Source organism: Brevibacterium sp. CFH 10365, assembly GCF_009299785.1.
Taxonomy (GTDB): Bacteria; Actinomycetota; Actinomycetes; order Actinomycetales; family Brevibacteriaceae; genus Brevibacterium; species Brevibacterium limosum.
Genome location: NZ_VIGO01000001.1, coordinates 485,225 through 498,616, shown reverse-complemented (window position 1 = coordinate 498,616; position 13,392 = coordinate 485,225). Strand labels below are relative to the sequence as shown.

Sequence of the window (13,392 nt, the reverse complement as noted above, 5' to 3'; positions counted from 1 at the left end):
CGATTATCGTTGGAGGCTGGCGTCGTTGTCGCCGAAGATCCAAGTGGTGGAACGTGAGGTTCCAAACCTCGCTAGGAATCAGAGGCTGTTCTGCAGAGCCTCCACTACGAGGTCGAGGCCGTGGGATTCGCGGCGCGGATCTGCTTCAAGGACCTGGATGTAGCGTGATTCGATATCCGGATCGATGATCGGAATCGCCTTGCAGCCGACCGCATTGAGGTTCGTCGGAATGGTCCGACCGGCCATCATGGCGATCATCGACGTTCCTGTCAGCGAGCGCACCATGAGAACAGGACACGTGGCCTCAAGCGACGGTGAGAAGACCTGCCCTTGGGCCCGAACTGCCTGTTCGATGCGCATCCTCGCTGTGTTTCCCGCCGGCAGAGTGCCGACAGGATAGTCGATCATGTCTCTGATGAAGAGACTGGAACGCCCCGCCAGCGGGTGCTGTTCGTCGAGTATCGCGAAGTTCGCCGCCTCGACTTCGGCGACTCTGCGCACTCCGGGCAGAGTGCCGAATTCCTGGCTGGAGACCGAGAAGTTCACGCAGAGATCGGCCTGCCGATTCCGCAGCACCTGCAGAGCCTCGACAGAGCCGCGGTCGATGATGCTGATCTGGACTCTGTCGGTCGTGCGCATCAGGCGGTTGACGGCATCGGCGACGACGGTCTGGCCCAAACCGGTGCTTGTCACGATCGAGACCGTTTCGACGGCGCCCGAGTACTCACCGAAGGAGTCGGCCAGCAGCTCCGACTCGGCGATGGTCCGGCGTGCGAAATCAGCGACGGCAAGGCACTGAGGCGTGGGAGAGACTCCCGAGCTCGACCGTTCGAAGAGCTGTGTGCCGTAATGCTCCTCCATACTTCTGATCTGCCGACTGGCCGTGGAATGGGAGATGTAAATCGACCGTGCCGCAAGATGGATCGACCCGTATTCGACGACGGCGAGCAAGGTCTTGAGACTGCGCAGATCGGTCATCGTGGTCATCCTTCGGTTGGGGGCGATTCCAGGCTACGGCGGTGGTGCACCGAACGCACCACCTCGGTGCAGGAAATGCACCCGGGAGTGGACGGATCCGGGTGTCACTGAGCCTGCGCCTGGGCGATGCTGACAGTCATGAACCCAGAGAACACCGGCCGCAGGGTTGCGGCAGATTCCCCCGAAACCCGAGCCGAGCTGGCCCGAACTGCAGGCGAATTCGTCCGCAGCACCGACTTCATCGACCGACTCTCCAGGCGGGTCGCGCGACGCACCGAAAGCCAAGCTCCCGGGGGCGGGCCGGCAGCGCTGACCTACCTCAGCGAAGAGATCGTTCCGGAGCTCGATGAGCTCGGCTTCGCTTCGACCATCCACGACAACCCGGAATCCGACGAACACCCTCTGCTCATCGCCAAGCGCGTCGAGGACCCGGACCTGCCGACGGTGCTGCTCTACGGTCACGCCGATGTGCAGTTCGCGCACGACGCGCAGTGGGCCGAAGGCCTCGACCCCTGGGTGCTCACCCGTGACGGTGACCGCCTGTACGGTCGCGGCACCGCCGACAACAAGGGACAGCACAGCGTGAACACCGTGGCATTGCGAACCGTGATCGAGGGCCTCGGTTCCAAGGGACGCGCCGCCGAGGCGAGGCTCGGATACAACGTCACGATCCTCATGGAAACTGCCGAGGAAGCCGGGTCCAAGGGGCTGCGAACCTTCGCTGCCGCACACGCCGATGACCTCGCAGCCGATCTCTTCCTCGCCTCCGATGGTCCGCGGATCGCCGCCGAGGTGCCCACACTGTTCCTCGGCTCCCGCGGGGCTCTGAACTTCCGACTCATCGCCCATGAATGCGACGGCAACCACCATTCGGGAAACTGGGGCGGTCGCCTGCGCAATCCGGCCACGGTCATCGCCGCTGCCATCAACGCTCTGGTCGACGGCAACGGAGTCATCCAGATTCCCGCTCTGCGTCCGGACGCCCCTCCCGCCTCGGTGCTCGACGCGGTGGCCAAGCTGCCCGACGTCGTCGAAGACGGAGCCCCCGAGACCGACCCGGACTGGGGCGAGCCCGGGCTCAGCCCTGCCGAACGGGTCTTCGCATTCAACGTCCTCGAGGTCCTCGCCCTCGCCGCGGGCGATCCGGCTCAGGTCGTCAACGCGATCCCCGGCGCCGCCTCGGCGAGCATGCAGCTGCGATACGTCGTCGGCACCGATGTCAGCGATTTCGAGAACCGAGTCCGGGCCTTCCTTGAGGAACAAGGAATCCACGGGGTCGCGGTCGAGTTCGAACACTGCATGCCGGCCACGCGCCTGGACCCGGGAGCACGAGTCGTCACGGCGGCGGTGGAATCGATCCGCGAGACGACCGGACTCGAAGTCGCCGTCGAACCGAACCTCGGGGGAACGATCCCGAACGACGTCTTCGCCGAGGTGCTCGGGCTGCCGACCGTATGGGTGCCGCATTCCTACCCGGGCTGCAACCAGCACGCACCCGATGAACATGCACTGGTATCGATCCTCGAGCAGGGCGCGGAGATCATGACGGGAATGTTCTGGGATATGCGAGCGAACCCGGACGACTGGTTCACCTCGAAATGACCCCACCGACTGTCCGGAACACCGTGACGCCGAAAACCAATTCGTCCCAACATCACACTGCAGGCAAAGGAGCCCAACGATGACAGAACAGCTGTCCGCGCAGAATGCTGCTGAGAACAAGCCGGTGAAATCGTGGAAGGTCATCACCGCGGCCTCGGTCGGCAACGCCCTCGAGTGGTACGACATCTCGGTCTATGCGTACTTCTCCGTCTACATCTCGGTGGCGTTCTTCCCCTCCGAGAGTCATGCGGTCTCGGTGATGCTCGCCTTGGGCACTTTCGCTCTGTCGTTCTTCATTCGTCCGGTCGGAGCGATCGTGCTCGGCAGCTTCGCCGACCGTCGGGGACGCAAACCGGCCCTGACGCTGACGATCTGGTTGATGTTCGCAGGCACTCTGATGATCGTGCTCATGCCGCCGGCGCACGTCATCGGATTGGCCGCACCGCTGCTGATCCTGCTGGCCAGGCTCATCCAGGGCTTCGCCGCCGGAGGAGAATTCGGTTCGGCGACCTCGCTCATGGTCGAGCACCTGCCTGATCGTCGGGGATTCGCCGCCAGCTGGCAGTTCACTTCGCAGGCGATGTCGACGATCCTCGCCTCCGTCATCGGCGTGGCCGTGACGACGACGCTGACTCAAGATCAGCTCGAGACGTGGGGCTTCCGCCTGCCGTTCATCGTGGGCCTCCTCGTCGGACCGGTCGGGCTCTACATTCGCCGGCATGTCCCCGAATCTCCTGAGTTCGCCGCTGCCCAGGCTGAGAAGCCGAAGGAAGCCGCGGCCATCGGCGGAGTGCTGCGCCATCACAAACTGGCGGTGGTGCTGGCGATCGGTGCGATCGCGGTCTCGACCTGCCTCAACTACTTCATCACGTATGTACCGACCTACGCCGTGGACAACCTGGGGATGACGAGTTCGGCAGGATTCTGGGCGACTCTCGTCTCCGGACTCGTGCTGCTATTGTGCACTCCGGTCGCCGGCTATTTCTGCGACAAGGTCGGACGGCTGACCTTCATGATTCCCGCGGCGCTCGCCGTCATGGTGCTCACCTGGGTGCTCTTCACCTGGGTCGTCGCTGCGAATGCGCTGTCGGTGCTCATCGTCGTGGTCGTCATCTTCTCACTCTTGAAGGCCGCCTACTACGGGCCTCTGGCCAGCGTCATGGGCGACATCTTCCCGACCGAGGTGCGCGGGACCGGACTGTCCCTGGGCTACAACGTCGGCGTCGCAATCTTCGGAGGACTGACTCCGCTGGTGGCCGCCTGGCTCATCGGCATCACCGGTGATGCGAAGGCCCCGGCCTACTGGGTGCTCCTCGCCGGGGCGCTGAGCGTGACGGCGATCCTCGTGGTGTGGAGGAAACTCGGCGTGCGGTGAGGTCAGGCGTTCGACGTAACGGCTGCGGCCGCCTCGGCGCGGGTCCGCTTCTTCTCACCGAGGTGGCCGATCACGGCTGCGGCGGCGATCATCACAGCGACGACGGCGATGCCGATCCACTGGTTGAGCATGAGGGTCGCGGCTCCGGCCAGCGCGCCGATGAGGATGAGGACGACGGCGAGCAGGCGTCGGACCCAGCGGATGCTGTCGCCGCCGGCCAATCGGGAATCCGAGGCCAGCCCGACGATCGTCGACGTCACGACCACAGTGGTGACGTCGGCGATCTTCATCTTCCGTGCGGCGGCCGCCTGGGCGCCCATGAGGGCCGAGAGCGCGGAGGTGAAGATCGTGCCGGCGAGGCCGATCTCCGGGTCGGGCACGAGTGCCACGTAGAGAGACAATGCGGCACAGCCGACGGCGACGCTGGAGAAGATTGCGGTCGTCCGGTGGTGCCAGTTCTCCCCGATGTCGCCGAGGATGCGACCGGACAGTGCGGCGCCGACCATGAAGAACACGAGCGCCAGGGCGGGGCGGAGGACGGGGACGTCGTCGGCACCGGCGAGACCCATGCCGAGGATGACGACGTTGCCGGTCATATTGCCGGTGAAGACCTTGTCGAAGCCGAGATAGCCGATGGCGTCGACCATGCCGGTCGAGAAGGTCAGCAACAGCAGCATGGCCAGGTCGAGGCGACGAGTCATGGAGGTATCCCCTCGTTCAGAAATTCCACAGCACTTGTATACAAAACTCTAAACAGCGTATAGATTGTATGCAAATATTCCTGATTGATCTGTTGCCCTCATGGGAGTGCGTGTGAAAATACGGATGGTTGCAGCGCTTGCCGGTGCCGTTCTTCTGGTCGGATGCGTTCCGGTCCAACCCTTGGAAGATCCGCCCGACCGCACCGACGTTAAGTCTGTCGGCGCGGAGTCGGGAGATTTCAGGGAGGGAGGTGACCTCGTCATGGCTCTCTCCTCGGAGCCGGATCGTCTCGACCCGACGACCTCTTCGTCGCTCTACACCCGCTACGTCATGCAGACGATGTGCCAGAAGCTCTACGACATCGACGAGAACGGCGAGATCACCCCTATGCTCGCGACCGAGCTCCCGGCGATCTCCAAGGACGGCAAGACTGTTCGGATTCCGCTTAAGGACGGTGTGAAGTTCGCCGACGGCACTGACTTCGACGCCGAGGCGGTCAAAACGACCATCGAACGCGGACTCAATCTCGAAGAGTCTTCTCGAGCTGCCGAGCTCGGACCCATCGACGACGTCACCGCACTGGGCGACCACACTCTCGAAGTCACCTTCGAGAAACCCTTCGCTCCTTTCACCGCAGCGCTGGCCGATCGCGCCGGAATGATCATGTCGCCGAAAGCCCTGGAGAACGAGGGCGACGACTTCGGTGACAACCCCGTGTGCGTGGGCCCCTTCAAGTTCGAGAAGCGCATCGCCCAGACTTCGATCAAGGTGGTCAAAGACCCCAACTACTACGACGCAGACAAGATCCACCTCGACTCGATCACCTATCAGATCATGACGGACGCCAATATCCGTGCCGCGAACATTCGGTCGGGAGACGTTCAGGTCGCCGACACGATCTCTCCGCAGGATGTCGATGCCCTCGACGAGGAGACTGGTATCGGCCTCCTGCAGTCGAATTCGCTCGGCTACCAAGGGCTCACGGTCAACATGGGCTTCGGAGACAACCCCGAGAACTTCAAGACACCGTTGGGGCAGGACCCTGAGGTACGTCGAGCATTGTCGATGGCCATTGATCGCAAGGCCCTGGTCAACACCGTCTTCAACGGATGGTTCTCACCGGCCTGTTCCGGTATCGCCCCCGACAGCCCCTTCGCAACGGATGCGAGCAACGACTGCGTCGACTACGATCCCGAAGGAGCGAAGAAGCTCCTCGAGGATGCTGGGGTCGAGCTGCCGCTGAAGGTCAACATGAAGGTCTCGAACACCCAGGACACCCTTCGTTTCGCCCAGGCGGTACAGGCGGCGACCAAGGAAGCCGGCTTCGACATCAAAGTGCAGCCGATGGAGTACACCGCCCTCCTCGATGCTCAGGACCGCGGTGACTACGAACTGCTTCAACTCGGCTGGTCGGGCCGCGTCGACCCGCACGGCAACCTCTACACCTTCCACTACCCGGGGGCTGCCAACAACGTCACCGGGGTCGACGATGACGAACTCAGCGACCTGCTCACCCAGGCCAGTGAAGTCACCGACGAAGGCGAACGCGCCGAACTCTATGGCCAGGCTTCCGAGCGGATAGGTGAGATCAACTCGATCATCTATCTCTATCGCCAGAAGAACCTCACCGCCTACACCGAGAATGTCGCGGGAATCGACGTCTACTCCGACGGTGTCGTGCATCTTTCGGAAGCAGGCTTCCTCAAGAACGGAGGTCAGTGATGACCCGGTTCGTGCTCACCAAGATCTTTCACGCGATCATCACCTTCGTTCTCTCGGGAATCGTCATCTTCTTCGGCGTGCGTCTCCTTCCCGGCGATCCCGCTCTGGCCATGGCCGGCGAAGAGGCGACCCCCGAACGGCTCGATGCGATCCGTGTCGACCTCGGACTCGACCAGCCGCTCCTCGTTCAGTTCCTCAAGTTCCTCGGCTCGATCGTCACCGGCGACCTCGGCGATTCCACCCGTACGGGACTCCCGGTCACTTCGATGATCGCGACCACACTGCCGGTGACTCTATGGCTGGCCCTCTACGCCATCGTCGTCGCTACGGTCGTCGGCATCGCGCTGGGCATGCTCGCCGAACGCTATCGCGGGAAGTGGCCGGAGATCGGGAGCAACTTCATCGCGCTGCTGGGACTCTCTGTGCCGAACTTCTGGCTCGGTCTCTTAGCGATCCTCGCCCTGGCGGTGAGCCTGGGCTGGTTCCCCGCCTCGGGCTATGTCGATGTGCTCTCCGATCCGATTCGCGGGATCTACTACCTCACCCTGCCGGCGGTGATCCTCGGTACCAGTCTTGCCGCGGTGATCACCCGGCAGACGAGAGCCTCGATGATCGAGACCATGGGGACCGACTATGTGCGGATGGCCAGAGCCAAAGGACTCTCGCGACCGAGAGTGCTCTTCCGCTACGGCTTGCGCAATTCGCTCATCGTCCTCGTCACCATCGTCGGCCTCCAATTGGGCGGGCTGATCTCCGGCGCGGTCGTCACAGAGCGGATCTTCGCTCTGCCGGGCATCGGCAAACTCACCCTCGATGCGGTCTTCTCCCGCGACTACCCGGTCATCCAGGCTGTCGTCCTCGTCATCACCGCTTCCTACATTCTCATCAATCTGGCCGTCGACATCCTCTACTCGGTCATCAACCCCCAGATCCGCGTCAGCGAGGATGCCTCATGAGCACACCCATCGTCACCAACACAGACAAGAACACCCAAGGACTCGACCCCGAGTTCCACGCTTCGAGCAATCGGGCACTGTGGCTCCTGCGGTCGATCCTGTCGACCCCGTTGGGCATCATCGGCTCGGTCATGGTCGTCATCGTCCTCCTCATCGGGCTCTTCGCTCCGCTCATCGCCCCCTACGGATTCGCCCAGACCAATTTCGAGGTCCCGTTCCAGGTTCCGGGGACCATCGGCTATGCATTCGGCACAGACGACCTGGGCCGTGACATCCTCTCGCGACTCGCCTTCGGTGTCCGGGCCTCCCTCCAGGTGGGGCTGCTGGCGGTGGCACTCGCGGTCGTCGTCGGCACACCTCTTGGCCTGCTGGCCGGCTATTTCCGCGGACTCGACTCTGTCATCTCACGGCTGACAGATGTGACTCTGGCGTTCCCGTTCCTCATCATCGCCGTCGGTCTGGCAGCAATTTCAGGACCCAGCCTGAGCAATGCCGCGATCGCCCTGGGCATCTCGCAGGTGCCCACGATGATCCGCGTTGTCAGGGGCGAGACGATGCGGCTGAAATCCGCGGACTTCGTCAAGGCCGCAATCGCGACCGACGCCTCGAAGACTCGTCTCCTGGGCATGCACATCCTGCCCAATGCCGCCTCGGCGATCATCGTCCAGGCGACGGTGATCCTGCCGACCGCAGTGATCGGAGAATCGATGCTCTCCTTCCTCGGACTCGGTATCCAGCCGCCCTCTCCGAGTCTCGGAATCATGCTCTCCGACGCGCAGCAGTACATCTTCCGCGCGCCCTCGACTGCGCTGTTCCCCGGTCTGGCCATCCTGTTCATCTGCCTGGCCTTCAACCTCTTCGGCGACGCTCTGCGCGACGCCCTCGATCCGAACTCCAAGAAAGGACACTGACGTGTCGTACACTCCACCCGCCGTCTTCACCACCCGTCCAACGCTCGAAGGGCACTTCGGGATGGCCGCCTCGACGCACTGGTTGGCCACCGCGGCCTCCCAAGCTGTTCTCGAGCGCGGCGGCAACGCCTTCGACGCAGCGGTCGCCGGTGCGTTCCTCCTCCACGTCGTCGAACCTCACCTCAACGGCCCGGGCGGTGACATGACCGGTATCTTCGCGACCGCCGATGACCCCGCACATCCACAGGTGATGATGGGGCAGGGTCCCGCGCCCGCAGCAGCGACGATCGAGCACTACCGCGGTGAAGAACTCGACATGGTTCCCGGTGCGGGGGCGCTCGCTGCTGCTGTCCCTGGCGCGGTTGACTCCTGGCTCAACCTGCTCGATCATCACGGCACCTGGGAACTCGCAGACGTGCTCGACTTCGCGATCGACTATGCAGAGAACGGCCACCCGGTACTCGACCGCGTGGTCGGGACGATCGAGCGCGTCCGCGAACTCTTCACCGATCACTGGCCGAGCTCGGCGGAGCAGTGGATGCCCAAGGGAGAGATTCCTCGGGCCGGAGACCTCGTTTTCAACCGTCCATACGCCGAGGTGCTGCGTCGGCTCATCGCCGCCGGCGACGGTGCCGAGACCCGCGAGGCCCGCATCCAGGCCGCGCGCCATGAATGGAAGTCTGGATTCGTCGCCGAGGCGATCGCCCGCTTCGTCACCACCCCGCACCGGCATGCCACCGGAAGTGATCACGCCGGTGTCATGACGCGGGCGGACATCGCCGGATTCGATGCCCACTTCGAGACGCCCGTGACGATCGACTTCCGTGGATACCAGATCGCGAAGATCGGTGCCTGGGGTCAGGGGCCAGCGCTGCTGCAGACCCTGAAGATCCTTGAGGGATTCGACGACGAGCGGCTTGATCCCTCAAGCGAAATCGGTGCACATACGATCCTCGAAGCACTCAAACTCGCCATGGCAGACCGCGACACCTACTACGGTGACGGAGACGTCGACCTCGACTGGCTGCTCAGCGACGACTATGCCGCGAGCCGCCGTGCGCTCATCACCGACAACGCCTCGCACGACTTCCGACCAGGTGCCGGTCGCGACGGTGCCGAGCCCGCCTTCCAGCCGCCGCTCGTGCCCGAGGGGGCGGACAAGGATGAGCTCATCAAGGCCGGGATCGGCGAGCCGACCGTGCAGAAGAACGGCACGAACAACGGCGACACCTGCCATATCGACGTCGTTGACCGGTGGGGCAACATCATCTCGGCAACACCGTCGGGAGGGTGGCTGCAGTCATCTCCGACGGTCCCGGAACTCGGGTTCTGCCTCGGCACCCGGTTGCAGATGATGTGGCTCGATGAGACCTCACCGTCGGCGCTCACCCCAGGCAAGCGCCCGCGGACCACGCTGACACCGACGCTGATCTCGAAGGACGGGACTCCTGTCATCGCTCTCGGATCGCCCGGCGGAGACCAGCAGGAACAGTGGCAGCTGCTGCTCATCCTCCGTCTCCTCGTCGGAGGTTACACCGCTCAGCAGGCCATCGATGCTCCGGCGCTGCATACGACAGCCTTGGCCGGATCGTTCTGGCCACGCACCTGGGTGCCCGGTGGTGCGGTCGTCGAAGACCGCCTCGGCGAGGATGTCATCGACGGGCTCATCGCCCGCGGACATACGGTGACCCGTGCCGGTTCCTGGGACCTCGGTCGACTCTCCTGCGTCACCCGGGATCCGGACACCGGTCGTCTCACGGCCGGAGCGAATCCCCGCGGGGCCCAAGGGTACGCGGCAGGAAGGTGAGAACGATGAGCGACGAATTCGTCCTTGAGGTCTCCGGCCTCGAAGTCTCCTACGGGGCTCCCGTCCTCCATGACGTGAACTTCACGCTGGCACCGGGGGAGAGACTGGCCCTCGTCGGGCAATCCGGTTCGGGGAAATCGACGACGATCGGCGCGATCCTCGGTCTGCTGCCGGGTTCCGGCAGGGTCAGCGCGGGATCGGTGCGCTATCGCGGAGAAGAACTCGTCGATGCTGACCGTGTTCGCCTGCAGTCGCTGCGCGGCCGGTCGATCGCGCTGGTGCCGCAGGATCCGATGGCCAGCCTCAATCCGAGCATGCGTGTGGGCGATCAGATCGCCGACGCTCTGCGCACCTATGGAATGTCGGATTCCCGCGAGGTGACTCGAACTGTGGTACGGCTGATGACCGAGGCCGGCATCCCCGACGCGGAGATGCGGCGGCGGTCCTATCCGCACGAGTTCTCCGGCGGGATGAGGCAACGCGTGCTCATCGCGATCGCACTCTCCGGCGATCCCGACCTCATCATCGCCGACGAACCGACGTCCGCGCTTGACGTCACGGTGCAGAAGCAGATCCTCGACCATCTCCAGGAACTCGTGACCGAACGTGGCACCTCTCTGCTGTTCGTCACCCACGACCTCGGCGTGGCGGGGGAGAGGACCGACACCGTCCTCGTGATGAATGAAGGACGCGTCGTCGAGCGCGGTGCGCCCGAGCAGGTGCTCGGCGACCCTCATGACGAGTACACTCAGGCGCTGGTCAAGGCCGCGCCGAGCATCGTCGTCGATCGAAACGGAGGCCAAGAGCCCGACGGTGCCGGCGTGTCCGACGCTGCGATCGCCTCGGCGAATGTGCTCGAGATCGACGACCTCCACAAGGTGTACCGGCTGCGTGGGCGGGGCCGGGAGGTGCACGCCCTCAAGGGCGTCAGCCTCACTGCCGAGCGGGGAAAGACGACCGCGATCATCGGTGAGTCCGGATCGGGAAAGTCGACGATCGCGAAGATCGTTCTCGGACTGGAGAAGGCCACCAGCGGAACGGTCCTCGCGGGTGGGCGCAACGTCGATGCGGCCTCGAAGTCGGAGCGCAGCATCCTGCGGCGCTTCAGCCAGCCCGTGTTCCAGGACCCCTTCTCCTCGCTCAATCCGACGTGGAGCATCGAGAGGATCGTCCGTGAACCGCTCGACGTCTTCAAGATCGGCACCCGCGCGGAACGGGCGAAGAAGGTCGCCGAGGTGCTCGACCACGTGGCGATGCCCACGTCGATGAGCGACCGCCGCCCCGCCGACTTGTCCGGTGGGCAGCGACAGAGGATCGCGATCGCTCGGGCGCTCATCAGTGAGCCTGAGCTCCTCATCTGCGACGAAGCCGTCTCGGCTCTCGACGTCCTCGTGCAGGAACAGATCCTCGACCTGCTGCGGAACCTGCAGTCGGATCTGGGTGTGAGCTGTCTGTTCATCACCCACGATCTTGCAGTCGTGGCGAACTTAGCCGACGATGTTGTAGTGATGAAGAGCGGAGAGATCGTCGAGGCTGGCGCGACCAGGGAGGTCATCGACCACCCGACAGCCGAATACACCCAGAAGCTTTTGGCGGCCGTACCCGGTTCCGGTCTCCTCAATGTCTGACACTGCACAGCCTTCAGGCCCCTCGGGCAGTGGGGGCGTCGGTGCGCGGATCCGTGCCGACATCATCACCGGAGCCCATGCTCCCGGCACCAAGCTGCGGGAAGTCGCGCTGGCCGAACAGTACGATGTCTCGCGGATTCCGATCCGCGAGGCTTTGCGATCCCTCGAGACCGAAGGGCTCGTCGAATCGCGGAAGTACAGCGGCTCGATCGTCGCGCCCTCACCCGTCGAAGATGCCGAGGACCTCTTCGAGATCCGCATCGTACTCGAGTCGGCGACCGCCAAGCGCGCGGCCAAGCGTGCGGCCGAACTCAACGCCAGCGACACACCTGACCTCAAGTGGCGGGAGCTTCGCAAGGAGGTCAGCGACATCCTCGACGCCGGGGATATCGTCATCGGGCAGGAGCGCTTCGAAGACCTCGCGGTGCTCAACATGCGCTTCCATTTCGCGGTCGCCGAACTCAGCGGCAGCGTGTCCTTCATCAGCCTGCTGAGGCAGATCTCCGGCAAGATCGAATGGCTGTACTCGCTCAACGTTACCCGTCGCGGACCCCAGGCCTGGCCCGAGCACCGCGAGATCATCGCGGCCATCGATGCCGGCCAGGAGGCGAAGGCTGCCGAAGTGATGGCCCGGCATGTCCGACGCAGCCGCGACTCATACTTCGCGATGATGTCCGCCTCCGCCCCCGAAGCTCCCCGCACTACCTGATGGCGGCCCAGCAACCTGGCGCCACGTTGCTGGGCCGCCGTCGGATAGTAATTAGGGAGTGGTGAGGAGGCGGTCGAGCTTGTTGTAGCCCTCGACGATGCCGTGCTCCATGCCCGAGGAGACCATGCCGTCGCGGGACTCGAGCGAATCGAAGACCGAGGTCGAGGTCAGCCTGGTCCGTCCGTCGCCAAGGTCGGTGAGCGTGAGGATCTCGAGATTGACCGCGTCCGGGAAGCCTTCGAAGGTGAAGGTCTGGACGATGCGTTCGTTCTCGCGCACCTCGTGGAAGGATCCGAAGAATCCATACTCGCCGTGATCATCGCTCGAGACGTAGCTCCAGTTCCCGCCGGTGGTCGGGTTCCATTCGCGGATCGTGTTCGTGATCGTGTCGGGCCCGCACCATTTGACGAAGAGCTCGGGGTCGATGTGGGCCCGGAAGACCTTGTCCGGAGTGGCCGCGAAGTCGCGGGTGATCGACACAGTCTGAACGCCCTCGGGGACGTCGAGCTTGAGCGTCGAATAGTCGGCTGCGGTGTCGGTGGTGGTCATGTCATGCTCCTTTGCGTGATCTTCTGTGGGTTGAAGTGCTATCGGATCCGTTCGCCGAGGTGGCGCTCGGGTCCGTGCTGTGCGTTGCCTCGTCCTCGTTCATCTGTTCGAGGACGGCGTCGAGGCGTTGGTAGCGTTCCTCCGCCTGCTGTCGGTATCTCTCGATCCATTTCGTCATCAGATCGAACACATTGTCTTCGAGGTGGACCGGTCTGCGCTGGGCGTCGCGGGTGCGGGAGACCAGTCCGGAGTCCTCTAACACCTTGAGATGTTTCGACACGGCCTGGACGCTGACGTCGTAGGGTTCGGCGAGCTCGTTCACCGTCGCATCCGCGAGACTGAGTCGAGCCACCATGTCCCGCCTGGTCGGATCGGACAGGGCCGCGAAGACCTTCGAGAGCTGATCGGCCACAGCACCTCCTGCATTCAACTCGATGGTTGATTACAAGATAC

The 13,392-nt window shown here is 63.9% G+C and carries 12 protein-coding genes; 8 read left to right on the top strand and 4 right to left on the bottom strand.

All coding sequences use genetic code 11. The features are described 5' to 3' along the window. Positions 1–78: 78 nt before the first annotated feature. Complete coding sequence (locus FHG09_RS02100) at positions 79–978, bottom strand: LysR family transcriptional regulator (RefSeq protein ID WP_166828615.1); 900 nt, start codon at positions 976–978, stop codon at positions 79–81. A gap of 138 nt (positions 979–1,116) precedes the next feature. Here FHG09_RS02100 and FHG09_RS02095 point away from each other — a divergent pair, with 138 nt between their 5' ends. Then, positions 1,117–2,580: a M20/M25/M40 family metallo-hydrolase gene (locus FHG09_RS02095; RefSeq protein WP_193627246.1), complete on the top strand. Its 1,464-nt coding sequence runs from the start codon at positions 1,117–1,119 to the stop codon at positions 2,578–2,580. 79 nt (positions 2,581–2,659) lie between these two features. Beyond that, positions 2,660–3,955 (top strand): MFS transporter, encoded by a 1,296-nt coding sequence (locus FHG09_RS02090; protein WP_152346032.1) that lies wholly within the window; start codon positions 2,660–2,662, stop codon positions 3,953–3,955. Positions 3,956–3,957: 2 nt separating this feature from the next. On the opposite strand, the gene FHG09_RS02085 is transcribed toward FHG09_RS02090, so the two are convergent. Next, positions 3,958–4,656, bottom strand: a complete 699-nt coding sequence (locus tag FHG09_RS02085; protein ID WP_152346031.1) for a YoaK family protein — start codon at positions 4,654–4,656, stop codon at positions 3,958–3,960. A 262-nt stretch (positions 4,657–4,918) separates the two neighbouring features. Between FHG09_RS02085 and FHG09_RS02080 the strand changes: the two genes are divergently transcribed. From FHG09_RS02080 to FHG09_RS02055, 6 genes are read left to right on the top strand one after another with little or no spacing between them, the layout of a single operon-like run. Continuing rightward, the gene (locus FHG09_RS02080; protein WP_227492490.1) at positions 4,919–6,379 is read left to right on the top strand and encodes an ABC transporter substrate-binding protein; all 1,461 of its coding nucleotides are present in this window, start codon (positions 4,919–4,921) and stop codon (positions 6,377–6,379) included. Next, positions 6,379–7,335 carry an ABC transporter permease gene (locus tag FHG09_RS02075; RefSeq protein WP_152346029.1) on the top strand — a complete coding sequence of 319 codons (957 nt, stop codon included), beginning with the start codon at positions 6,379–6,381 and terminating at the stop codon, positions 7,333–7,335. Before FHG09_RS02080 ends, FHG09_RS02075 begins: the two co-directional genes overlap by 1 nt. Further along, positions 7,332–8,246, top strand: coding sequence for an ABC transporter permease (locus tag FHG09_RS02070; protein ID WP_152346028.1), 915 nt, complete (start codon positions 7,332–7,334; stop codon positions 8,244–8,246). The genes FHG09_RS02075 and FHG09_RS02070 overlap by 4 nt, the downstream gene beginning before the upstream one ends. 1 nt (position 8,247) lies before the next feature. Further along, a complete protein-coding gene (locus tag FHG09_RS02065; RefSeq protein ID WP_152346027.1) occupies positions 8,248–10,053 on the top strand; it encodes a gamma-glutamyltransferase family protein in 1,806 nt (601 codons plus the stop codon). Positions 10,054–10,058: 5 nt separating this feature from the next. Then, the gene (locus FHG09_RS02060; RefSeq protein WP_152346026.1) at positions 10,059–11,681 is read left to right on the top strand and encodes a dipeptide ABC transporter ATP-binding protein; all 1,623 of its coding nucleotides are present in this window, start codon (positions 10,059–10,061) and stop codon (positions 11,679–11,681) included. Next, the gene (locus FHG09_RS02055) at positions 11,674–12,390 is read left to right on the top strand and encodes a GntR family transcriptional regulator (protein ID WP_152346025.1); all 717 of its coding nucleotides are present in this window, start codon (positions 11,674–11,676) and stop codon (positions 12,388–12,390) included. The genes FHG09_RS02060 and FHG09_RS02055 overlap by 8 nt, the downstream gene beginning before the upstream one ends. A 51-nt stretch (positions 12,391–12,441) precedes the next feature. Here the strand turns inward: FHG09_RS02055 and FHG09_RS02050 are convergent, their stop codons facing one another. After that, positions 12,442–12,939: an SRPBCC family protein gene (locus tag FHG09_RS02050; protein ID WP_152346024.1), complete on the bottom strand. Its 498-nt coding sequence runs from the start codon at positions 12,937–12,939 to the stop codon at positions 12,442–12,444. Position 12,940: 1 nt separating this feature from the next. Beyond that, complete coding sequence (locus FHG09_RS02045; protein ID WP_152346023.1) at positions 12,941–13,351, bottom strand: ArsR/SmtB family transcription factor; 411 nt, start codon at positions 13,349–13,351, stop codon at positions 12,941–12,943. Between the last annotated feature and the right edge of the window lie 41 nt (positions 13,352–13,392).

Bases quoted from the DNA above. Each gene is read 5' to 3' on its own strand.
- FHG09_RS02095 (WP_193627246.1), top strand. From the start codon at position 1,117: ATGAACCCAGAGAACACCGGCCGCAGGGTTGCGGCAGATTCCCCCGAA.
- FHG09_RS02090 (WP_152346032.1), top strand. From the start codon at position 2,660: ATGACAGAACAGCTGTCCGCGCAGAATGCTGCTGAGAACAAGCCGGTG.
- FHG09_RS02070 (WP_152346028.1), top strand. From the start codon at position 7,332: ATGAGCACACCCATCGTCACCAACACAGACAAGAACACCCAAGGACTC.
- FHG09_RS02100 (WP_166828615.1), bottom strand. From the start codon at position 978: ATGACCGATCTGCGCAGTCTCAAGACCTTGCTCGCCGTCGTCGAATAC.
- FHG09_RS02055 (WP_152346025.1), top strand. From the start codon at position 11,674: ATGTCTGACACTGCACAGCCTTCAGGCCCCTCGGGCAGTGGGGGCGTC.
- FHG09_RS02050 (WP_152346024.1), bottom strand. From the start codon at position 12,939: ATGACCACCACCGACACCGCAGCCGACTATTCGACGCTCAAGCTCGAC.
- FHG09_RS02060 (WP_152346026.1), top strand. From the start codon at position 10,059: ATGAGCGACGAATTCGTCCTTGAGGTCTCCGGCCTCGAAGTCTCCTAC.
- FHG09_RS02085 (WP_152346031.1), bottom strand. From the start codon at position 4,656: ATGACTCGTCGCCTCGACCTGGCCATGCTGCTGTTGCTGACCTTCTCG.
- FHG09_RS02080 (WP_227492490.1), top strand. From the start codon at position 4,919: ATGGCTCTCTCCTCGGAGCCGGATCGTCTCGACCCGACGACCTCTTCG.
- FHG09_RS02075 (WP_152346029.1), top strand. From the start codon at position 6,379: ATGACCCGGTTCGTGCTCACCAAGATCTTTCACGCGATCATCACCTTC.